This window comes from Pseudomonas sp. RIT-To-2 (genome assembly GCF_029623465.1).
In the GTDB taxonomy this organism is placed as follows: domain Bacteria; phylum Pseudomonadota; class Gammaproteobacteria; order Pseudomonadales; family Pseudomonadaceae; genus Aquipseudomonas; species Aquipseudomonas silvicola.
Genome location: NZ_JAPYKM010000029.1, coordinates 23,705 through 44,977 on the forward strand (window position 1 = coordinate 23,705; position 21,273 = coordinate 44,977).

The window sequence follows — 21,273 nt, forward strand, 5'->3', positions numbered from 1 at the left end:
GGGGAAATGGGACATGGTTCTGCGTTCGGAGATTCTTGTGAACAAAAACGTCTTGCCTACCGCGGCCCAGGCGCTGCCTGGCCGTGAAACACCGATGAGCGTGCCTGCCGAGCACTTCGTCAATGGCCGCCCGCTGACCGGCCCGTTTCCGGACGGGATGGAAGTCGCGATTCTGGGCATGGGCTGCTTTTGGGGTGCCGAGCGCCTGCTGTGGCAACAGCCTGGCGTGTACACCACTGCGGTGGGCTACGCTGGCGGCATGACGCCCAACCCCACCTACGAAGAAACCTGCTCGGGCCTGACCGGCCACAGCGAAGTGGTGCTGGTGGTGTTCGACCCGAAAGAGACCAGCTACGAAGCGCTGCTCACGCCGTTCTGGGAATCCCATAACCCGACCCAGGGCATGCGCCAGGGTGGCGATATCGGCACGCAGTACCGCTCGGTGATCTTTGCCACCACGCCTGCGCAACAGGCTGCCGCAGAAGCGAGCAAGGCCGCCTACCAGGCCGAGCTGGCCAAGGCCGGTGAAGGCGAAATCACCACCGAGATCGCCGAAGCACCAGCGTTCTACTACGCCGAGGCGTACCACCAGCAATACCTGGCCAAGAACCCCGAGGGTTATTGTGGGCTGGGCGGCACCGGCGTGTGCATGCCGCCATGGCTGAACAGCTGAGGGTTATTCGGCGATCAGCCAATCCATCGTCCAGCTACCCTGGGTCTGGCCCAGTTTCACCGCCAGCCATGGCAGCAACTGGCGTAACTCCTCCTCCAGCCCCCAAGGCGGGTTGGCGATCGCCAGGCCGGAGCCGTTCAGGCTGTCTGGCCGCTCGAGCGAGTGCACCAGCAATTCCACGCGCAACAGCTTGGGCGCGCCACTGCCGGCCAGGTCCTGGTAAAAGCGCTTGAGTGCGCGCTGGTCCTTCACCGGATACCAGATGGCCGCCACGGTCTGGCGCATGCGCCCAACCGCTTCCTTCAGTGCCTTGGCGCAACGCTGCATCTCGTCCAATTGCTCGAACGGCGGATCGATCAGCATGATCGCACGCTTTTCCGGCGCCGGCAGCAGAGCCCGGGGCACATGCCACCCCTCGCCCAGGTGCACCGCCACACGGCGGTCGCCCTTCATGTTCTCCTTGAGCAACAGCCCATCCTGCGGGTGCTTTTCATTGAGCTGCACACGGTCCTGGGGGCGGGTCAGGCGGCGGGCCACTTCCGGCGAGCCGGGGTAGTACCGCAGTTCGCCGTCAGGGTTCATGTCGCGTACCAGGCCCATGTAGTCGGCGGTCAGCGCCGGCAGGTCATCGGCTTGCCACAGGCGGGCGATACCCTCCAGGAATTCGCCGGTACGGCTGGCCTGGTCGCCGCGCAAATCATAAAGGCCGATGCCCGCGTGGGTGTCCAGGTAGGCGAACGGTTGCTCCTTGCGCGACATCAGGGCGATGAGGCGGCTCAGGACCAGGTGTTTGAAGACGTCGGCGTGGTTGCCGGCGTGGTAGGCGTGACGATAGTTCATGGCAACTCCTGCAAGGCCGTGGAGTTTACCTCGGGCCGGCCCGACAACCCAAGTTGGCAGGCCGGCATTCCGATCATTTGCTTTGCTGGTACACCTGGCGGGAAGCCTCGAAACGCGCCTGCATGCTCGGCGAGGGCGCCCTGCCCAGCACGCTTACCAACCAGATGGCGAGGGTGGCGAGGAAGAAGCCGGGGATGATTTCATACAGCTTGACCGGGCTGTAGCTCTGCCACAACACCACGGTCACCGCCCCTACCACGATGCCGGCCAGCGCGCCGTCGCGGGTCATGCCGCGCCACAGCACCGAGAGCAGCACCACCGGCCCGAACGCCGCACCAAAACCGGCCCAGGCATAGCTGACCAGCCCCAGCACACGGTTGTCCGGGTCGGCCGCCAGGGCGATCGCCACCAGCGCCACCGTCAGCACCATGCCCCGCCCTACCCACACCAACTCCCGCTGCCCCGCACCCTTGCGCAGGAAAGCCTTGTAGAAGTCTTCGGTCAAGGCACTGGAACACACCAGCAACTGGCAGCTGAGCGTGCTCATGACCGCGGCCAGGATGGCCGACAGCAAAACACCGGCCACCCAGGGGTTGAACAGGATCTTGGCCAGCTCGATGAACACCCGCTCATGGTTCTCGGTTACCGCGCCTGCCAGCTCCGGGTGGGCTGAGAAATAGGCGATACCGAAGAACCCTACCGCCACCGTGCCGCCCAGGCAAAGAATCATCCAGGCCATGGAAATGCGCCGCGCCTTGGCGATGGACCTGACCGAGTCCGCCGCCATGAACCGCGCCAGAATATGCGGCTGGCCAAAGTAGCCAAGCCCCCAACCCAACAGCGATACAATGCCGATGAAGCTGGTACTGCGCAGCATGTCGAAGTTGGCCGGGTCTTTTGCCTCGATGGCCAGGAACGTGGTGTCCACGCCGCCCGTGGCCAGCACCACCACGATGGGCGTCAGGATCAGGGCGAAGATCATCAGCGTCGCTTGCACGGTGTCGGTCCAGCTCACCGCCAGGAAGCCGCCCACGAAGGTATAGGCGATGGTCGCTGCCGCGCCCGCCCACAACGCCGTCCCGTAGCTCAAGCCGAAGGTGCTTTCGAACAACCGGGCGCCGGCCACAATGCCCGAGGCGCAGTAGATGGTGAAGAACAGCAGGATCACCACGGCGGAAATGATGCGCAGCAGGCCGCTGCGGTCTTCGAACCGGCTGGTGAAGTAGTCTGGCAGAGTCAGGGCATCGCCGCATTGCTCGGTGTGCACCCGCAGGCGACCCGCCACCAGCAGCCAGTTGAGGTAGGCGCCGATGATCAGGCCGATGGCCACCCAGCTGCCTGACAGCCCGGACACATAAATGGCACCCGGCAGGCCCATCAGCAGCCAGCCGCTCATGTCCGAGGCACCCGCCGACAGCGCCGTGACCACACTGCCGAGGCTGCGCCCGCCAAGGATGTAATCGGAGAGATTGTGGGTGGCGCGGTAGGCCACCAGGCCAATCAGCACCATGGCCGCGATGTAGATGACAAATGTGATCAGCGTGGGGTTGCTCACACCCATGGGACACTTCCTTTTCTGATTGTTGTTTTTTGAAGCGCAACCCGGGTTGCACCTTCTTGAACGAAGGCCAAGGCCAGTGGCAGCCGGTTGCACCGAAGCGGTGCATCCTAGGGTCAGGGGCGGACCAGGCGCAACCTCATATGGCCTGCAAGTTGCACCTTGTTACAGAACAGTCGGGAAACCTGTCCAAATGCTTGAATCTGCTTCCTTTGGGAGCATCCGTGCCAGTTCGCGCACCGCCATTGTGCAGATTCGCCACACCTGCTCAGCGACCCGACAACAGGTGCAACTTTTCATGAAAATTAGGGTTGCACCTGGTTGCACCCTACCGTGAGCAACGGCTAATCTTGCCGCCGGCTTTATTGCCACACCCTACGTGGCCTTGATGAGGACAAGAAATTGGCGACGACCACCCTGGGGGTCAAACTTGATGACCCTACCCGCGAGCGACTGAAAACAGCTGCCCACTCCATCGACCGCACCCCGCACTGGTTGATCAAGCAGGCGATTTTCAATTACCTGGAAAAGCTCGAGGGTGGCGCCACCCTGCCTGAACTCAATGGCCACGCCCACAATGGCGCCGACGAAGCCGGCGACCTGCAGGCCGACCACAGCCACCAGTGCTTCCTGGAATTTGCCGAAAGCATCCTGCCGCAGTCGGTGCTGCGTGCCGCCATCACGGGCGCTTACCGCCGCCCCGAGCAGGAAGTGGTGCCCATGCTGCTGGAGCAGGCGCGACTGCCAGTGGCCATGGCCGAAGCCACTAACAAGCTGGCGGCCGGCATCGCCGAGAAGCTGCGCAACCAGAAGAGCGCTGGCGGCCGCGCCGGCATCGTTCAGGGCCTGTTGCAGGAGTTCTCGCTGTCGTCTCAGGAAGGCGTGGCGCTGATGTGCCTGGCCGAAGCCCTGCTGCGCATCCCCGACAAAGGGACGCGTGACGCCCTCATCCGCGACAAGATCAGCAACGGCAACTGGCAGCCGCACCTGGGCAACAGCCCCTCGCTGTTCGTCAATGCCGCCACCTGGGGCCTGCTGCTGACCGGCAAGCTGGTGTCGACCCACAACGAATCTGGCTTGACCTCGTCCCTGAGCCGCATCATCGGCAAGAGCGGCGAGCCGATGATCCGCAAGGGCGTGGACATGGCCATGCGCCTGATGGGCGAGCAGTTCGTGACCGGCGAAACCATCGCCGAGGCCCTGGCCAACGCCAGCAAGTTCGAAGCCAAGGGCTTCCGCTATTCCTACGACATGCTGGGTGAAGCTGCGCTGACCGAACATGACGCGCAGAAATACCTGGCTTCCTACGAGCAGGCCATCCACTCCATCGGCAAGGCCTCCCACGGCCGCGGCATCTATGAAGGCCCGGGCATCTCCATCAAGCTTTCGGCCCTGCACCCGCGCTATAGCCGCGCGCAGTACGAGCGCGTGATGGACGAGCTGTACCCGCGCCTGTTGTCGCTGACCCTGCTGGCCAAGCAATACGACATCGGCCTGAACATCGACGCCGAGGAAGCCGACCGCCTGGAGCTGTCCCTGGACCTGCTCGAACGCCTGTGCTTCGAACCGCAACTGACCGGCTGGAACGGCATCGGCTTCGTCATCCAGGCCTACCAGAAGCGCTGCCCGTACGTGATCGACTACGTCATCGACCTGGCGCGCCGCAGCCGCCACCGCCTGATGATCCGCCTGGTGAAAGGTGCTTACTGGGACAGCGAGATCAAGCGCGCCCAGGTCGAGGGCCTGGAAGGCTACCCGGTCTACACCCGCAAGGTGTACACCGACGTGTCCTATATCGCTTGTGCGCGCAAACTGCTGTCGGTGCCGGAAGTCATCTACCCGCAGTTCGCTACCCACAACGCCCACACGCTGTCTGCCATCTACCACATCGCCGGCCAGAACTATTACCCCGGGCAGTACGAGTTCCAGTGCCTGCACGGCATGGGCGAACCCTTGTACGAACAGGTCGTGGGCAAGGTCGCCGATGGCAAACTTAACCGCCCGTGCCGCGTGTACGCACCGGTTGGTACCCATGAAACGCTGCTGGCCTACCTGGTTCGTCGCCTGCTGGAAAACGGCGCCAACACCTCGTTCGTCAACCGTATCGCCGACACGTCCATTTCCATCCAGGAACTGGTCGCCGATCCGGTCAGCACCATCGAGCGCATGGCCACCCAGGAAGGCAACTTCGGCCTGCCACACCCGCGCATTCCCTTGCCGCGTGACCTGTACGGCAGCGAGCGGGCCAACTCGGCCGGTATCGACATGGCCAACGAACACCGCCTGGCCTCGCTGTCGTGCGCACTGCTGAGCACCGCCCACACCGACTGGAAAGCCGCGCCAATGCTGGGCTGCCCGGCCAGTACAGAAGTGGCCCAGGCGGTACTGAACCCGTCCGACCATCGCGACGTGGTCGGCCATGTGCAGGAAGCCACCGTCGAAGACGTGGACAATGCCCTGCTGTGCGCCATGAGCAACGGCCCGATCTGGCAGGCTACCCCGCCCGCCGAACGCGCCGCCATCCTGGAACGCGCTGCCGACCTGATGGAAGCCGAGATCCAGCCGCTGATGGGCCTGCTGGCCCGCGAAGCCGGCAAGACCTTCGCCAACGCCATCGCCGAGGTGCGCGAAGCCGTGGACTTCCTGCGCTACTACGCAGTGCAGGCCCGCAATGACTTCAGCAACGACGCCCACCGCCCGTTGGGCCCGGTGGTGTGCATCAGCCCGTGGAACTTCCCGCTGGCGATCTTCACTGGCCAGGTGGCCGCTGCCCTGGCCGCCGGCAACCCGGTGCTGGCCAAACCGGCCGAACAGACCCCGCTGGTCGCCGCCCAGGCCGTGCGCCTGCTGCTGGAAGCCGGCATCCCCGAGGGCGTGGTGCAGTTGCTGCCCGGCCGCGGCGAAACCGTGGGCGCCCGCCTGGTGGGTGATGATCGCGTCAAGGGCGTGATGTTCACCGGCTCCACCGAAGTGGCGCGCCTGCTGCAGCGTAATGTCGCCGGCCGCCTGGATGCCCAGGGCCGGCCCATCCCGCTGATCGCCGAAACCGGCGGCCAGAACGCCATGATCGTCGATTCCTCGGCGCTCACCGAACAAGTGGTCATCGACGTCGTCTCCTCGGCCTTCGACTCCGCTGGCCAGCGCTGCTCGGCCCTGCGGGTACTGTGCCTGCAGGAAGACTCTGCCGACCGCGTGATCGAGATGCTCAAGGGCGCCATGGCCGAATCGCGCCTTGGCAACCCTGAACGCCTGAGCGTGGACATTGGTCCGGTGATCGACGCGGAAGCCAAGGCCGGTATCGAGAAGCACATCCAGGGCATGCGCGACAAAGGCCGCAGCGTGTACCAGGTGGCCATCGCCGACGGCGAGGAAGTGAAGCGCGGTACCTTCGTGATGCCAACCCTGATCGAGCTGGAAAGCTTCGACGAACTGCAGCGCGAGATCTTCGGCCCGGTACTGCACGTGGTGCGCTACAACCGCAAGAACCTCGACCAGCTGATCGAGCAGATCAACGCATCCGGCTACGGCCTGACCCTGGGCGTGCACACCCGAATCGATGAAACCATCGCCAAGGTGATCGACAACGTCAACGCCGGTAACGTCTACGTCAACCGCAACATCGTGGGCGCCGTGGTGGGCGTGCAACCGTTCGGCGGCGAAGGCCTGTCGGGTACTGGTCCGAAAGCCGGTGGCCCGCTGTACCTGTACCGCCTGCTGTCCACCCGCCCGGAAGACGCCATCGAGCACACCTTCAAGCGCGCCGACGACGAAAGCGCACCGGATGTGCGCCTGCGCGACGCCCTGGCCAAACCGCTGCACGCCCTGCAAGCCTGGGCCACCAGCAACCAGCATGGCGAACTGGCAACCTTGTGCGGCCACTACGCGCAGCAGTCCCAGAGCGGCGTGACCCGCCAACTGACAGGCCCGACCGGCGAACGCAACAGCTACAGCATCCTGCCACGCGAGCACGTACTGTGCCTGGCCGACCAGGAAGCCGACCTGCTGGTGCAACTGGCTGCCGCCCTGGCCGTGGGCAGCACCGCCGTATGGTCGGAAAGCGAGCTGAGCAAACCGCTGCGCGCCCGCCTGCCGAAGGACGTTCAGGCACGCATCCAGTTGGTGCCGGAATGGACCAAGGACGAAGTCGTGTTCGATGCCGTGCTGCACCATGGCGATTCGGACCAGCTGCGCGCGGTATGCCAGCAAGTGGCCAAGCGTGCCGGGGCTATCGTTGGTGTACAGGGCTTGTCCCATGGCGAAACCAACATCGCCCTGGAGCGCCTGGTGATCGAGCGTGCGCTGAGCGTGAACACCGCTGCGGCGGGGGGGAACGCCAGCTTGATGACCATCGGCTGATAAAAACGGGCGCCTGCAACGGGCGCCCTTTTTTTGCGGGGCGGTCCCGGCACCGATCATCATTCTGTTGCAGCAGATTTCACTACCAAATCAATGGTTTGCAAAGCGGTAACATCTGCTGATGACAGCAGGAGCTACCGTGTTGCAGATCCCCCGCAAACCCAACCACCTCGTCGACCATCCCTCAGGCGGCGCGGTATTCGGCGTGATACCGGCAATCCGACGCTTCGGATTCAACGAAGGCCTTATCTATCTCCGCAGTGGTGAACACCGCATGGGCCATGGCAAGCTACCTGTGGGTTTCGGCGTTAGGCACATCTGGGAAGGCAAAGAGCAGGAGTTGAAGAAACGCGGCTGCATAGCTATCGAGCACGTACCCCAATTTGTAGCCAGTCTGATCTTGCTCGGCACGCAGATCTACCATGACCCGGCGCATCCTCGAGCTGACATGAAAAGGATTACACTGCTGCGCACATCCGACGGCACGCTGGTGCTGGAGCCTCGTCTCGGGGATCGCCACCTTGGCTTCCATTATTCGGTAGTTACTTGGACGCCCCGGTCGGACGCAAGAGGCATTCAAGTGGGGGAAATAGAAAGGATGTGGCAGACAAGATAAAGGCGACCTGCAGGTCGCCTTTATTTAAATAGTGAGGGTAGTCGCAGCAATTCTTTAGCTTCGAGACGCGTTCACGCATCTATTGGGTCAGAACCCAGCCGAATCATTAGCCCAAAGGCCTATCAACTGTCCCTACGTCAGTGAGTACCAGTTTCACTGCTGCCGAAAGTCCGGGGGGCCGATACTGGAAAGCCAAGCCCGAAAATGCGCATTTGCAGTCCTCCCTGCCATTCTTGCCCACCCCCCTTGCCCTGTCAACCGCCACGGGGTAGAGGCTGACGTTGCACCATCACCCTCATCAATCTTGCTACCCCTGAGCCATATCGCCCCCTAGACTCGGCCTACCCCTAATCTGGTAGGCCGCCATGTCCGAGACCCTCCTCAGCGCCCGCAACCTGGCTTTCGAGCTCTACGAAGTGCTCGACGCCCTCAGCCTGACCCAACGCGAGCGCTTCGCCGAGCACAACCGCGAAACCTTCGATGCCGCCATTGGCACAGCCCGCAGCATTGCCGAGAAGTATTTCGCGCCGCACAACCGCAAGGCCGACGAGAACGAGCCGCGCTACGAGAATGGCGCCGCGGTACTGATTCCCGAGGTGAAGCCTGCGGTGGATGCGTTTCTGCAGGCGGGCTTCCTGAACGCCGCAAGGTCGTTCGAGGACGGCGGCATGCAATTGCCAACCCTGCTGTCCCAAGCCTGCTTCGCCCACTTCCAGGCGGCCAACGCCGGCAGCACTTCCTACCCGTTCCTGACCATGGGCGCCGCCAACCTGATCGAGAGCTTCGGCAGCGAAGAACAGAAACAACGCTTTCTGCAGCCGATGATCGAAGGCCGTTTCTTCGGCACCATGGCCTTGACCGAGCCCCACGCGGGCTCGTCCCTGTCGGATATCCGCACCCGCGCCGAACCGGCGGATGATGGCAGCTACCGACTCAAGGGCAACAAGATCTTCATTTCCGGCGGCGATCACCCGCTGTCGGAGAATATCGTGCACCTGGTGCTGGCCAAGCTGCCCGACGCGCCACCTGGCGTTAAAGGGATTTCGCTGTTCATCGTGCCCAAGTTCCTGGTCAACGATGACGGCAGCCTTGGCCCCCGCAACGATGTGCTGCTGGCGGGGCTGTTCCACAAGATGGGTTGGCGCGGGACTACGTCCACGGCGCTGAACTTTGGCGATGCCGGTCATTGCGTGGGTTACCTGGTAGGCAAACCACACCATGGCCTGAGCTACATGTTCCAGATGATGAATGAAGCGCGCATCGGCGTGGGCATGGGGGCGGTGATGCTCGGTTATGCCGGTTACCTCTACTCGCTGGAGTATGCCCGGGAACGGCCCCAAGGCCGCTTGCCTGATGCCAAGGACCCCGCCACCGCACCGGTGGCGATCATCAACCACGCCGACGTCCGGCGCATGCTGCTGACCCAGAAGGCCTATGTGGAGGGCGCCTTCGACCTGGGCCTGTATGCGGCACGGCTGTTCGATGACAGCCTGACCGGCGAAACCGAAGGCGCGCAGCGTCAAGCCCAGGAACTGCTGGACCTGCTGACCCCCATCGTCAAATCGTGGCCATCGGAGTTCTGCCTGAAAGCCAACGAACTGGCCATCCAGATTCTCGGTGGGCACGGTTACACCCGTGAATACCCGGTGGAGCAGTACTACCGCGACAACCGCCTGAACCCTATCCACGAGGGCACCCATGGCATCCAGTCCCTGGACCTTCTGGGCCGCAAGCTGGCCCAGAATGGCGGGGCGGGGCTCAAGCACCTGATGCGCTTGATCACCGGCACCTGCGAGCGCGCCCAGGCACACCCTGAACTGACTGCCCTGCGCCAGCCATTGGAACAGTTGCTCGGCGCCTTGCAGGGCGTGACCCTGGGGTTGCTGGGGGAACTGGCCAATGGGCAGATCACCGAGACCCTGGCCAACTCCGCGCTTTACTTGAAGGTGTTCGGCCACACCGTGATCGGCTGGCGCTGGCTGGAACAGGCGATCCGCGCGCAGGAAGGGTTGGCCGCAGGCAATGCTGCCGACGCCGACTTCTATCACGGCAAACTGCAAGCCGCGCGGTACTTCCTGACCTGGGAAGTGCCTGCTTGCCACCATGACCTGCACCTGCTGAAAACCCGTGACGATACCTGCCTGGGCATGCAGCAAGACTGGTTCTGACCCACATTTCGCGACCTGCGGGACAGGGCGCCAGCTCGGGAACGAGGCGACGCGGTGGACCTGCAATCACGCGGTGGCCGTTTCCAGCGAAGAAGCTTTTTGACATGGGTACATTTGCACAGGTTAGAATCCCTTGGCACGCGGCCTGCATGAAGCAGGTCGTTTCGCCATATCAGTTTTAGGGAGTACTGCCTTTGAATGCGACGACCATCAACAGCCTGTTCTTGATCGGCGCGTTGCTGGTGGGTGCTAGCATTCTGGTCAGTTCCCTGTCCTCCCGCCTCGGTATCCCTATTCTGGTGATCATCCTGGCGGTGGGCATGGCCGCCGGCGTCGACGGCGGCGGTATCATCTTCGACAACTACCCCACGGCCTACCTGGTCGGCAACCTGGCGCTGGCCGTGATCCTGCTCGACGGCGGCCTGCGAACGCGGGTGGCCAGTTTCCGCGTGGCGTTGTGGCCTGCCTTGTCATTGGCGACTGTGGGGGTACTGATTACCACGGGCCTGACCGGCATGATGGCTGCCTGGCTGTTCAACCTGAACATCATCCAGGGCTTGCTGATCGGCGCCATCGTCGGTTCCACGGATGCCGCTGCGGTGTTCTCGCTGCTGGGCGGCAAGGGCCTGAATGAGCGGGTTACCGCCAGCCTCGAAATCGAATCGGGCAGCAATGACCCCATGGCGGTGTTCCTCACCGTGACCCTGATCGACATGCTCGCCAGCCACCAGACCGGCCTGCACTGGAGCCTGCTGGGGCACCTGGTCCAGGAATTCGGCATCGGCGCCATCATCGGCCTGGGGGGCGGCTGGCTGATGCTTCAACTGGTCAACCGCATCCACCTGGCAGGCGGCCTTTACCCCATCCTGGTGATCGCCGGTGGCCTGGTAGTGTTCGCCCTGACCAACGCCCTGCACGGCAGCGGCTTCCTGGCCGTCTACCTGTGTGGCCTGGTGATGGGCAACAAGCCCATTCGCAGCCGCCACGGCATCCTGCACATGCTCGACGGCATGGCCTGGCTGGCGCAGATCGGCATGTTCCTGGTATTGGGCCTGCTGGTTACCCCCCACGACTTGCTGCCCATCGCCCTGCCCGCCCTGGCCTTGGCGCTGGGCATGATCCTGGTGGCGCGGCCACTGTCGGTATTCGTCGGCCTGCTGCCGTTCAAGGCCTTCCATGGCCGTGAGAAAGCCTTCATTTCGTGGGTTGGCCTGCGCGGCGCAGTCCCCATCATTCTGGCGGTGTTTCCCTTGATGGCCGGGCTTCCGGACGCCCAGCTGTACTTCAACCTGGCGTTCTTCATCGTGCTGGTGTCGCTGCTGGTGCAAGGCACCAGCCTGCCGTGGGTAGCCAAGTTGCTGAAGGTGACGGTTCCGCCTGACCCGGCGCCCATTTCCCGCTCGGCGCTGGAGGTGCATGTCACCAGTGAGTGGGAGTTGTTCGTGTACAAACTCGGCGCCGAGAAATGGTGCATCGGCTCCCCCCTTCGCGAGCTGAAAATGCCCGAGGGCACCCGTATCGCCGCCCTGTTTCGGGGTCAGGAACTGCTCCATCCGTCGGGTAGTACGGTATTGGAAGTGGACGATCTGCTCTGCGTGATCGGCCATGAACACAATTTGCCAGCACTCGGAAAGCTCTTCAGCCAGGCGCCGCAGCGCGGCCTGGATTTGCGTTTCTTCGGCGACTTCGTGCTCGAAGGGGACGCAGAACTGGGGCCTGTAGCGGCGTTGTACGGTTTGCAGCTCGACGGCCTCGACCCGCAGATGCACCTGAGCCAGTTCATCATGCAGAAGGTTGGCGGCGCGCCAGTGGTCGGTGACCACGTGATATGGCACAACACAATCTGGACAGTCGCGGTCATGGACGGGAACAAGATCCAGAAAGTGGGCGTCAAATTGCCCGAAGGAAGCCGCCCGGGTCCCGGACTCTTCCTCTAAACTGCCATTCTTCTTCGAGCTGTACGACTTCTACCTATGCCCTCACTGCGCTCATTTTTCTCCGCAGCCCTGCTTGGGCTGTGCCTGACCGTCACCGCTGTCCAAGCGGCCGACCCACCCACCAGCGAAGCGGTGCAGCAGAGCATCGACAAGATCGCCGACCGCAAACTGTCCGATGCCGACCAGAAGGCGCTGCAACAGGTACTGGAACAGACCCTGGCGTTTCTTTCCAGCCGTGACGACAGCAATAACCAGTTGCCGGCGCTCAAGAAGCAGCTGAGCGAAGCCCCGCAAGTCATCGCCGAGAACCAGCACGAGCTGACCAAGCTCAAGGCCTCCAAACCGGTGCCAGTGGCCCAGCGGTACGCCAACCTCTCGGTGCCGCAGCTCGAACAACTGCTCAATGAGCGCGGCGCCCAGCAGGGCGAGCTGCAAAAGCAACTGACCGAAGCCAACAGCCTGAGCATCACCGCCCAGACCCGCCCCGAGCGCGCCCAGACCGAGATCAGCAACAGCCAGGCACGCATCGCGCAGATCAACGGTATCCTCAAGGCCGGCAAAGACAACGGCAAGGTCATCTCCGCCGACCAGCGCAACCAACTGCTGGCCGAGCAAGCCTCGATCAACGCGCTGGTCTCCCTGCGCCGCCAGGAACTGGCCGGCAACACCCTGTTGCAGGACCTGGGCAACAGCCAGCATGACCTGGTGATCGAGAAGATCGGCCGCGTCAGCCAGGAGATCCAGGACCTGCAGTCGCTGATCAACGACAAGCGCCTGGCCCAGTCCCAGGAGACGGTCACCCAGCAGTCCATCGAAGCCCAGAAGGCCGGCGGCAGCAGCGTGCTGGCCACCGAGAGTGCCACCAACCTCAAGCTGTCCGACTACCTGCTCAAGAGCACCGACCGCCTCAATGACCTGACCCAGCAGAACCTGCACACCCAGCAGCAACTGGACAGCGTGACCCAGAGCGACCAGGCGCTGGACGAGCAGATCAACGTACTCAAGGGCAGCCTGTTGCTGTCCAAGATCCTCTATAAGCAGAAGCAGGCCCTGCCGCACCTCAAGGTGGACCGCAACCTGGCGGACGAAATCGCCGACATTCGCCTGTACCAGTTCGAGGTCAACCAGCAGCGCGAAGCGCTGAGCAGCCCCACCGCCTATGTCGACGGGCTGATCGCCGCCCAGCCGCCGGAAGATGTCACCCCGCAACTGCGCAAGCAACTGCTGGACCTGGCCATTACCCGCAGTGACCTGCTGGAACGCCTGAACCGTGAACTCAGCGCGCTGCTCAACGAGTCCATCACGCTGCAACTGAACCAGAAACAGCTGCTGACCACCGCCCAGAGCCTGCGCGCCACCCTGGACGAGCAGATGTTCTGGATCCCCAGCAACAAGCCGCTGGACCCGGACTGGCTGGAAAGTGCGCCGGCGCACCTGAAAAAACAGGTCGCCACCCTGCCATGGGCTTCCAGCCTCAGCGAACTGGCCGATGGCCTGGTGCAGCGCCCGCTATTCTTCGTGCCCCTGCTGTTGCTGATCGGCGTGCTGCTGTGGCGCCGCAGCTACCTGCACAACCGCCTGAACCGCGTGCACAAGGACATCGGCCACTTCAAGCGTGATAGCCAGTGGCACACGCCGCAGGCCTTGCTGGTCAACGTGCTGTTGGCCATACCCGTGGGGCTGGGCCTGGCGCTGTGCGGGTTGGCCCTGCAGCTCGATGCCCGGGGCCAGAACGCCAGCCTCGGCTCGGCCTTGCTGCAAATGGCCCAGGCCTGGCTGGTGTTCTACACCGCTTACCGAATACTGGCGCCGGGCGGCGTGGCCGAGGTGCACTTTCGCTGGGAAAAGGCCCAGGTCGAATTCCTGCGCAACTGGGTACGACGCCTGGGCATCGTGGTCATGGCCCTGGTGGCCATCGTGGCGGTCGCGGAACTGCAACCTTCGGCGCTGGCCGACGACGTCATCGGCATCGCCGTGGTACTGACCTGCTATGCCCTGATGGCCTGGCTGCTCAGCCGCCTGCTGATCAGCAGCCCCACCCACCGCAATACCTCGCTGTTCCGCAAGGCCGTTGGCGTAGCGTTCACTGCCCTGCCGGTGGCGCTGTTCATGGCCGTGTGCTTCGGCTATTACTACACCGCCCTGAAGCTGACCGACCGGCTGATCGGCACCCTGTACCTGCTGATGCTATGGCTGGTGATCGAAGCCGCCTTTGTGCGCGGCCTCAGCGTTGCCGCACGGCGCCTGGCCTACCAGCGCGCCCTGAGCAAGCGCCAGGCCGCCAAGGAAAGCGGCGACGGTGAGATTCCGATAGAAGAACCCACCCTGGATATCGAACAGGTCAACCAGCAGTCCCTGCGCCTGATCCGCCTGGCACTGATGGGTGTGTTCATCGCCGGTCTGTACTGGGTATGGTCGGACCTGATCAGCGTGTTCGCCTACCTGGACAACGTTACCCTCTACGAATACAGCAGCGGCACCGGCGCCACCATGAGCATGGTGCCCATCAGCCTGGGCGACCTGCTGGGGGCACTGATCATCGTCGGCATCACCGTGGCCCTGGCCGGCAACTTGCCGGGCCTTCTGGAAGTACTGGTGCTGTCACGGCTGAACCTGGCCCAGGGCAGCGCCTACGCCACCACCACGCTGCTGTCCTACGTGATCATCGGTATCGGCTTCGTCTCGGCGCTGTCGACCCTGGGGGTCAGCTGGGACAAGCTGCAATGGCTAGTGGCGGCGCTGTCGGTAGGCCTGGGTTTCGGCATGCAGGAGATCTTCGCCAACTTCATCTCCGGCATCATGATCCTGTTCGAACGCCCAGTGCGCATCGGCGATACCATTACCATCGGCAGCCTGTCGGGCACGGTGAGCAAGATCCGCATACGCGCCACCACCATCACCGACTTCGACCGCAAGGACATCATCGTCCCAAACAAGACCTTCATCACCGGGCAACTGATCAACTGGTCGCTGACCGACACCATCACCCGGGTCACCCTGAAACTGGGCGTGGACTATGGCTCGGACCTGGACCTGGTGCGCGCCTTGCTGCTCAAGGGTGCCCAGGAAAACCCGCGGGTGCTCAAGGATCCCGGCCCCAGCGTGTACTTCCTGAACTTCGGCGAAAGCACCCTGGACCACGAACTGCGCATGCACGTGCGTGACCTGGGTGACCGCAACCCGGTGCTCGACGAGATGAACCGCTACATCAACCGCGAGTTCAAGAAGAACAACATCAACATCTCGTTCCGGCAGATGGAGGTGTACCTGAAGAACACCCAGGGCCAGGAATTCAAGATGGTGCCGGTGGACAAGGTTGACGAGCAATTGCTGCCTACCACCCAGGGCCAGGCGAAAACCCGACCCGAGCCGCCCGACACTCATCTGGACTGACTGGACGCAACCGCCATACCCCAGCAGAATGCTTGGACATTCTGCTGGAGATGGCCGTTGAAAGCCCTCGACGAACTGACCTTCGATAACCGCTTCGCCCGCCTGGGCGACGCGTTCTCAACCTCGGTACTGCCCGACCCCATCGACAACCCGCGCCTTGTGGTAGCGAGCGACGCTGCCATGGCGTTGTTGGACCTCGAGCCTACCGAGGCCCATTCGCCGGTGTTTGCCCAACTGTTTGGCGGCCACAAGCTGTGGGCCGAAGCCGAGCCGCGGGCGATGGTCTACTCCGGCCACCAGTTCGGCGGCTACAGCCCGCGCCTGGGCGATGGCCGCGGGCTGCTGCTGGGCGAGGTCTACAACCAGGCTGGCGAGCATTGGGACCTGCACCTCAAGGGCGCCGGACTGACCCCCTACTCGCGCATGGGCGATGGCCGCGCGGTGCTGCGCTCCTCGATCCGCGAGTTCCTGGCCTCCGAAGCCTTGCACGCCCTGGGCATCCCCAGCAGCCGCGCGCTGTGCGTGATCGGTTCCGATACCCCGGTGTGGCGCGAAACCCAGGAGCGGGCGGCCATGCTGCTGCGCCTGGCGCCCAGCCATGTGCGCTTCGGCCACTTCGAGTACTTCTACTACACCAAGCAGCCGGAGCAGGCCAAGGTGCTGGGCGAGCACGTACTGGCCATGCACTTCCCCGAGTGCCTGGAGCAGCCCGAGCCGTACCTGGCCATGTTCCGCACCGTGGTGGAGCGCAACGCCGAGCTCATCGCCAAATGGCAAGCCTATGGTTTCTGCCACGGGGTCATGAACACCGACAACATGTCGATCCTGGGCATCACCTTCGACTTCGGGCCGTATGCCTTCCTGGACGACTTCGACGCCGGTTTCATCTGCAACCACTCCGACCACGAAGGGCGCTACAGCTACAGCAACCAGGTGCCCATCGCCCACTGGAACCTCAGCGCCCTGGCCCAGGCCCTGACGCCGTTCATCAGCGTGGAAGCGCTGCGCGAGACCCTGGAACTGTTCCTGCCCCTGTACGAGGCCCAGTACCTGGACCTGATGCGTCGGCGCCTGGGCTTTACCCGCGCGGACGACGGCGACAAGGCCATGGTCGAAGCCCTGCTGCGGCTGATGCAGAACAGCGGCGTGGACTTCCACCTGTTCTTCCGCCGCCTGGGTGACCAGCCGGCTGCGCAGGCGGTGGCGGTGTTGCGTGACGACTTTGTCGACCGCGAAGGTTTCGACCGCTGGGCGGCAGGTTACGTGGCGCGGGTGGAGGGCGAAACAGCGAATGAACAGCGCACCGCGCGCATGCACGCGGTGAACCCGCTGTACGTGCTGCGCAACTATCTGGCGCAAAACGCCATTGATGCCGCGCAAAAAGGCGACTACGAAGAAGTCCGCCGCCTGCACACCGTGCTATCCCGGCCGTTCGACGAACAGGCGGGCATGGAGGCATATGCGCAGCGGCCGCCGGAGTGGGGCAAGCATCTGGAGATCAGTTGTTCTTCCTAGAGGAACACTTCGGCTGACACCTTGAATCGGATAGATAGCGCCCGGATCTGACGAAGGTTGAGTTGACGCTTGCCATTGAGGATTTCAGAGATCACCGATTGGCTGCCGACCTCAGGCAAATCACTCTGCTTGAGGTGATGCTGGTCTAGCAAAAACCTGAGGACCTCGCTCCCCGGCGCCTTTGGCATGGGGCGGTGTTCGCGATCATAGGCGGCGACAAGGTCGCCCATGTGGTCGACCAGCCCGGACAAGGGGTGGTTCTCGTCACTACCGGTCAGCGCCAACAGCTCGTCCAATGAAGCTACAAGTGCGTCGTAGTCTTGCTCCGACGCCGGCTTTGCCAGCAATGGCGACAGTAAGTGCCAATGCTCGGTGGCGAACTTGATCGAAGGGTTCAAAACGCCTCCTCCTTCCACTTGCCCTTTGAATACCGGGCGTGGTCCAGTATGGACCGAATATAGATACGCTGACTGCGATACCTGACGATCGCGATCAGCCTCAGCTTGTTGCCGCCGATGTCAAATACGTGCAAGTCGCCAACCTTGTCCGTTGCCGGGAAACTCCCTTTCATTGCCGCGAAATCTTCCGGGCAAACGCCTTTCATTAAACGGTACCAAGCATCCAAAGCTGCGGCGGCGCGAGGCCAATGCTCTTTAGCCTGCCAAATACGCTTCTCACTGATAACGTGCATTCCACGTCCGCATCGCATTTTGCTATGCGAGTAACGATGGCACAACTCATAAAATAGCAAAATGCGATATTTCTTGGTCGGATGTAGGATTGGTCCTGGATTCCAACAGTCGAAGACAGGGGTAGAATGAACCACACTCCAGCCTGAGGACGCATTCATGCCCGACCCCCTGGTTATCCCCTGCCCCCACTGCAACGGTCTCAACCGCATCCCCGCCGAGCGCTTGGGCGACTCGCCCAAGTGCGGGCGCTGCAAGGGTGAGGTGATTTTGGACAAACCCTTCGACTTGACCCAGGGCGACTACGCCAGCCAGGTCAAGGGTGATCTTCCGTTGCTGGTGGATGTATGGGCGCAGTGGTGTGGGCCGTGCAAGTCCTTCGCCCCCATCTTCCAGCAGGCCGCTACCCAACTCGGTGGTCGCTGCCGCCTGGCCAAACTGGACAGCGAGGCCAATCAGCAACTGGCCGGGCAGTTGGGCATTCGTTCGATCCCCAGCCTGATCCTGTTCAGGAATGGCCGCGAAGTAGCGCGCCAGAGCGGTGCGCTTCCGCTACCCCAGCTGTTGGCCTGGCTGAAGTCCCAAGGGATCTAAGCGGCAGGATTTTCCAGCAGGTGGTGCAACTCGACGAACTGCAGGGTCAGCTTGTGCCGCGGGTCCAGATGGATCAACGGCATGCTCGCCTGGTGCGATTCGCGCATGCGCACCGAGCTGTTGAGGTATACCGGCAGCACCGGCAAGCCTTCGGCGATGAGTTCGTCGAGCATCTGCTGTGGCAGGCTGGCGCGAGCCTGGAACTGGTTGACGACAATACCTTCCACTTCCAGGTCTTCATTGTGGTCGTCGCGCAGTTCGCCGATCTCGGCGATCAGGCCATACAGCGCCTGGCGAGAGAAGCTGTCGCAGTCAAACGGGATCAATACCCGGTCGGCTGCGATCAAGGCGGACACCGCATAGAAGTTCAGCGCCGGCGGCGTGTCGATGTAGATGCGGTCGTAATCTTCGGCGATCTCGTCCAGCAGCTTTCGCAGCTTGTTGATCTTGTGCTTGGCCTCGAGCTTGGGCTGCAGGTCTGCCAGCTCGGCCGTGGCGGTGACCACGTGCAGGTTGTCGAAGGGGGTCTCGTAGATGTCCACGGTGTTCTTCTTGGCAAACGGCCCGGACGACAGGGTCTGCTTGAAGAAGTCGGCGATGCCCATGGGGATGTCCTCGCCCGTCAGCCCGGTCAGGTACTGGGTTGAGTTGGCTTGTGCATCCAGGTCGATCAACAGGGTGCGATAGCCCTCCTGCGCGCTGACAGCTGCCAGATTGCAGGCAATGCTCGACTTGCCTACGCCACCTTTCTGATTGAACACCACGCGCCGCATGGGAAGACCTCCGTGTTCCAGTGAATGGGCCAGTGTAGATGCCTTGTCCGGGCATTAGCCAGCACCTTTGGATCAGAGGGTTCCTACCTTTCTTTAGGAAGCGACCGCCTATGCGCAACAGTCCCGTCCCCTTAAGGTTCGCCGTCGCTGGCCGACATACACCTCCGCGATCAGGGCATTTTGCTATCATGGGCCTGCTTTGTATCGCGATTGCAACGCAAAAAACAAAGCACGACCGTCTGTAATGTTTTGTAGCCCACATGTAACCAATGTTTGCTACTAACACGCCTCATCCGGATAATGCGCGCCACTCAAAAGCTGCGCCATTGCATGGTGAACCGCAGAAGCGAGTCGACTCCCATGGAATGGCAGCCCGAAAGGGCGGGAATGAACCGTAAACGTGATCAACTTCAACATCGCACAATGGCGAGCCTGGGCGCCGGGCCTGAGCTCGGGCGACGACTGGCGCCAGTGGTGCCAGGCCCCACGCCCGCTGGCGGCCAGCGATACAGCCGCTGACGTGTCCTTCCTGCCGGCCATGCAGCGCCGGCGCCTCGGGCGCCTGGCACGCATGGCCTTCCACGTGGGCTGGCCACTGGCCGAAGGCCGCGCGCCCATGCCGCTGGTGTTCATGTCGCGACACGGTGAAACGCCGCTGACGCTCGACATTCTTCGTGACCTGGCCGCAGGCGAACCATTGTCGCCCACCCAGTTCAGCCTGTCGGTGCACAATGCGGTGATTGGCCTGTGGTCGATCCTGCGGGGCGAAACCAGCGAAATGACTGCCCTGGCAGCCGCGGGCGATGGCCTCGAGCACGGCCTGGTCGAGGCTGCGGCCCTGTTGAACGACGGTGCCGAGGCGGTGCTGCTGGTCATCAGCGAAGAACAACCGCCCCCGGCCTACGCCGAGTGGATCACCGACATACCGTTTTCCTACGCCGTGGGCCTGGTCGTCACCCCGGGTGATGACTGGAGCCTGGCGCTGTCGCCTGCCCCGGCGGCCGATGCCCCCCCAACCTCCCCGTGGCCCCATGCGCTGAACCTGCTGCGCGCCCTGGCCACCGAGCAACCTCACTGCCACCACGTATGGAAACGACGCGCATGGAACTGGCAACGCAACCACTGAGCAAGGCCCGTGATGCCAGGCTCTGGCGCCTGCTTGCCACGGCCACCAGCTTCGCCCTGTTCGGGCTGGGCGGGCTGTGCCTGCGCCTGGTGATCTTCCCGCTGCTGGCGTTGATACCCGGTAGCGCTACGGCCCACCGCCAGCGGGCGCGGGGCATGGTCAGCCGGTTGTTCTGGCTGTTCATTCGCTTCATGGCTCGCACCGGCGTGCTTACCTACCATATAGAAGGTGCCGAACGCCTGGGACGCCCGGGGCAGATGATCATCGCCAACCACCCATCGCTGATCGACGTGGTGTTCCTGATCGGCCTGGTGCGCGAAGCCAACTGCGTGGTCAAGCAAAGCCTCTGGCAGAACCCCTGCACCCGCGGGCCCGTGCGCGCGACCGGCTACATCAGCAACGACGGCAGCATGGAAATGCTCGACACCGCCGTGCACGCGCTGGAACAGGGGCAGACCCTGATCATCTTTCCCGAAGGGACCCGCACCCAGCCCGGCCAACCGCCGTGCTTTCACCGTGGCGCGGCCGCCATCGCCCTGCGCGGCGCCCAGGTCATCACCCCGGTGACCATACGGGTCAGCCCCACCACGCTGACCAAAGCCGAGCCCTGGTACCGCATTCCCGCGCAGCGCGTGCATTTCAGCCTGCGCGTGGGTGCCGACATCGACCCACAGGCATTCGCCGCGAAGGGGCCGGCCCCGAAGGCTTCCCGCGCGCTGAACGACCATCTGCACCATTACTTCAACAAGGAGCTCGCTTCAGATGAGCGCTCTGCACCCTGAACTGAACCACGAAATAAAGCTGCTGATCATCGAGGCCCTGGGCCTGGAAGACATCAGTGCCCAGGACATCGGCGACGAGCAGACACTGTTCAACGAAGGCCTGGGCCTGGACTCGGTCGACGCCCTGGAACTGGGCCTGGCCATCCAGAAGCGCTTCGGCATCAAGATCGACGCCGATGCCAAGGACACCCGTAACCATTTCACCAACGTGGCCAGCCTCGCGGCTTTCGTCACTGCAAAAAAGGCGGCGTGA

16 protein-coding genes are annotated in these 21,273 nt (G+C 63.1%); 11 read left to right on the forward strand and 5 right to left on the reverse strand.

Annotation, left to right across the window (positions count from 1 at the left end; genetic code table 11):
• Positions 1-13 precede the first annotated feature (13 nt).
• Positions 14-673, forward strand: coding sequence for a peptide-methionine (S)-S-oxide reductase MsrA (msrA, locus tag QBK88_RS22220; protein ID WP_268145966.1), 660 nt, complete (start codon positions 14-16; stop codon positions 671-673).
• A gap of 3 nt (positions 674-676) precedes the next feature.
• Here the strand turns inward: msrA and QBK88_RS22225 are convergent, their stop codons facing one another.
• Positions 677-1,513: a 23S rRNA (adenine(2030)-N(6))-methyltransferase RlmJ gene (locus QBK88_RS22225; protein ID WP_268145967.1), complete on the reverse strand. Its 837-nt coding sequence runs from the start codon at positions 1,511-1,513 to the stop codon at positions 677-679.
• 73 nt (positions 1,514-1,586) lie between these two features.
• On the reverse strand, positions 1,587-3,074 hold the full coding sequence (gene putP, locus QBK88_RS22230; protein ID WP_277963737.1) for a sodium/proline symporter PutP: 1,488 nt from the start codon (positions 3,072-3,074) through the stop codon (positions 1,587-1,589).
• 399 nt (positions 3,075-3,473) lie between these two features.
• Here putP and putA point away from each other — a divergent pair, with 399 nt between their 5' ends.
• The 6 genes from putA to selO all read left to right on the forward strand — a co-directional run bounded on the left by putA (position 3,474) and on the right by selO (position 17,056).
• A complete protein-coding gene (putA, locus tag QBK88_RS22235; RefSeq protein ID WP_277963738.1) occupies positions 3,474-7,427 on the forward strand; it encodes a trifunctional transcriptional regulator/proline dehydrogenase/L-glutamate gamma-semialdehyde dehydrogenase in 3,954 nt (1,317 codons plus the stop codon).
• Between the two features lie 139 nt (positions 7,428-7,566).
• Positions 7,567-8,043 carry a hypothetical protein gene (locus QBK88_RS22240; protein ID WP_277963739.1) on the forward strand — a complete coding sequence of 159 codons (477 nt, stop codon included), beginning with the start codon at positions 7,567-7,569 and terminating at the stop codon, positions 8,041-8,043.
• A 365-nt stretch (positions 8,044-8,408) separates the two neighbouring features.
• Positions 8,409-10,211 (forward strand): acyl-CoA dehydrogenase, encoded by a 1,803-nt coding sequence (locus tag QBK88_RS22245; RefSeq protein ID WP_277963740.1) that lies wholly within the window; start codon positions 8,409-8,411, stop codon positions 10,209-10,211.
• 194 nt (positions 10,212-10,405) lie between these two features.
• On the forward strand, positions 10,406-12,148 hold the full coding sequence (locus QBK88_RS22250) for a potassium/proton antiporter (RefSeq protein WP_268145973.1): 1,743 nt from the start codon (positions 10,406-10,408) through the stop codon (positions 12,146-12,148).
• Positions 12,149-12,184: 36 nt separating this feature from the next.
• Positions 12,185-15,541 (forward strand): mechanosensitive channel MscK, encoded by a 3,357-nt coding sequence (gene mscK / locus QBK88_RS22255; RefSeq protein ID WP_268145974.1) that lies wholly within the window; start codon positions 12,185-12,187, stop codon positions 15,539-15,541.
• A 57-nt stretch (positions 15,542-15,598) separates the two neighbouring features.
• The gene (selO, locus tag QBK88_RS22260; protein ID WP_277963741.1) at positions 15,599-17,056 is read left to right on the forward strand and encodes a protein adenylyltransferase SelO; all 1,458 of its coding nucleotides are present in this window, start codon (positions 15,599-15,601) and stop codon (positions 17,054-17,056) included.
• On the opposite strand, the gene QBK88_RS22265 is transcribed toward selO, so the two are convergent.
• Both QBK88_RS22265 and QBK88_RS22270 read right to left on the reverse strand, forming a co-directional pair.
• Positions 17,053-17,454 (reverse strand): helix-turn-helix domain-containing protein, encoded by a 402-nt coding sequence (locus tag QBK88_RS22265; protein ID WP_176569696.1) that lies wholly within the window; start codon positions 17,452-17,454, stop codon positions 17,053-17,055. The two genes, selO and QBK88_RS22265, sit on opposite strands and share 4 nt — an antisense overlap.
• Positions 17,451-17,747, reverse strand: coding sequence for a type II toxin-antitoxin system HigB family toxin (locus tag QBK88_RS22270; RefSeq protein WP_277963742.1), 297 nt, complete (start codon positions 17,745-17,747; stop codon positions 17,451-17,453). The genes QBK88_RS22265 and QBK88_RS22270 overlap by 4 nt, the downstream gene beginning before the upstream one ends.
• A 157-nt stretch (positions 17,748-17,904) precedes the next feature.
• On the opposite strand from QBK88_RS22270, the gene trxC reads away from it, so the two are divergent.
• Entirely contained in the window at positions 17,905-18,339 is a 435-nt protein-coding gene (gene trxC / locus QBK88_RS22275; RefSeq protein ID WP_277963743.1) for a thioredoxin TrxC, read from the forward strand.
• On the opposite strand, the gene QBK88_RS22280 is transcribed toward trxC, so the two are convergent.
• Positions 18,336-19,112 carry a ParA family protein gene (locus tag QBK88_RS22280; RefSeq protein WP_268145977.1) on the reverse strand — a complete coding sequence of 259 codons (777 nt, stop codon included), beginning with the start codon at positions 19,110-19,112 and terminating at the stop codon, positions 18,336-18,338. The two genes, trxC and QBK88_RS22280, sit on opposite strands and share 4 nt — an antisense overlap.
• Before the next feature lie 400 nt (positions 19,113-19,512).
• On the opposite strand from QBK88_RS22280, the gene QBK88_RS22285 reads away from it, so the two are divergent.
• Genes QBK88_RS22285 through QBK88_RS22295 form a run of 3 tightly spaced genes read left to right on the forward strand, consistent with a single transcriptional unit; the run spans position 19,513 to position 21,273 of the window.
• Positions 19,513-20,238 (forward strand): beta-ketoacyl synthase chain length factor, encoded by a 726-nt coding sequence (locus QBK88_RS22285; RefSeq protein WP_277963744.1) that lies wholly within the window; start codon positions 19,513-19,515, stop codon positions 20,236-20,238.
• The gene (locus tag QBK88_RS22290; protein ID WP_268145979.1) at positions 20,214-21,020 is read left to right on the forward strand and encodes a lysophospholipid acyltransferase family protein; all 807 of its coding nucleotides are present in this window, start codon (positions 20,214-20,216) and stop codon (positions 21,018-21,020) included. Before QBK88_RS22285 ends, QBK88_RS22290 begins: the two co-directional genes overlap by 25 nt.
• On the forward strand, positions 21,001-21,273 hold the full coding sequence (locus tag QBK88_RS22295) for a phosphopantetheine-binding protein (RefSeq protein ID WP_268145980.1): 273 nt from the start codon (positions 21,001-21,003) through the stop codon (positions 21,271-21,273). Before QBK88_RS22290 ends, QBK88_RS22295 begins: the two co-directional genes overlap by 20 nt.

Coding starts and splice junctions, on each gene's coding strand:
- msrA (WP_268145966.1), top strand. CDS start 14: ATGGTTCTGCGTTCGGAGATTCTTGTGAACAAAAACGTCTTGCCTACC.
- QBK88_RS22225 (WP_268145967.1), bottom strand. CDS start 1,513: ATGAACTATCGTCACGCCTACCACGCCGGCAACCACGCCGACGTCTTC.
- putP (WP_277963737.1), bottom strand. CDS start 3,074: ATGGGTGTGAGCAACCCCACGCTGATCACATTTGTCATCTACATCGCG.
- QBK88_RS22245 (WP_277963740.1), top strand. CDS start 8,409: ATGTCCGAGACCCTCCTCAGCGCCCGCAACCTGGCTTTCGAGCTCTAC.
- mscK (WP_268145974.1), top strand. CDS start 12,185: ATGCCCTCACTGCGCTCATTTTTCTCCGCAGCCCTGCTTGGGCTGTGC.
- QBK88_RS22270 (WP_277963742.1), bottom strand. CDS start 17,747: ATGCACGTTATCAGTGAGAAGCGTATTTGGCAGGCTAAAGAGCATTGG.
- trxC (WP_277963743.1), top strand. CDS start 17,905: ATGCCCGACCCCCTGGTTATCCCCTGCCCCCACTGCAACGGTCTCAAC.
- QBK88_RS22280 (WP_268145977.1), bottom strand. CDS start 19,112: ATGCGGCGCGTGGTGTTCAATCAGAAAGGTGGCGTAGGCAAGTCGAGC.
- QBK88_RS22290 (WP_268145979.1), top strand. CDS start 20,214: ATGGAACTGGCAACGCAACCACTGAGCAAGGCCCGTGATGCCAGGCTC.
- QBK88_RS22295 (WP_268145980.1), top strand. CDS start 21,001: ATGAGCGCTCTGCACCCTGAACTGAACCACGAAATAAAGCTGCTGATC.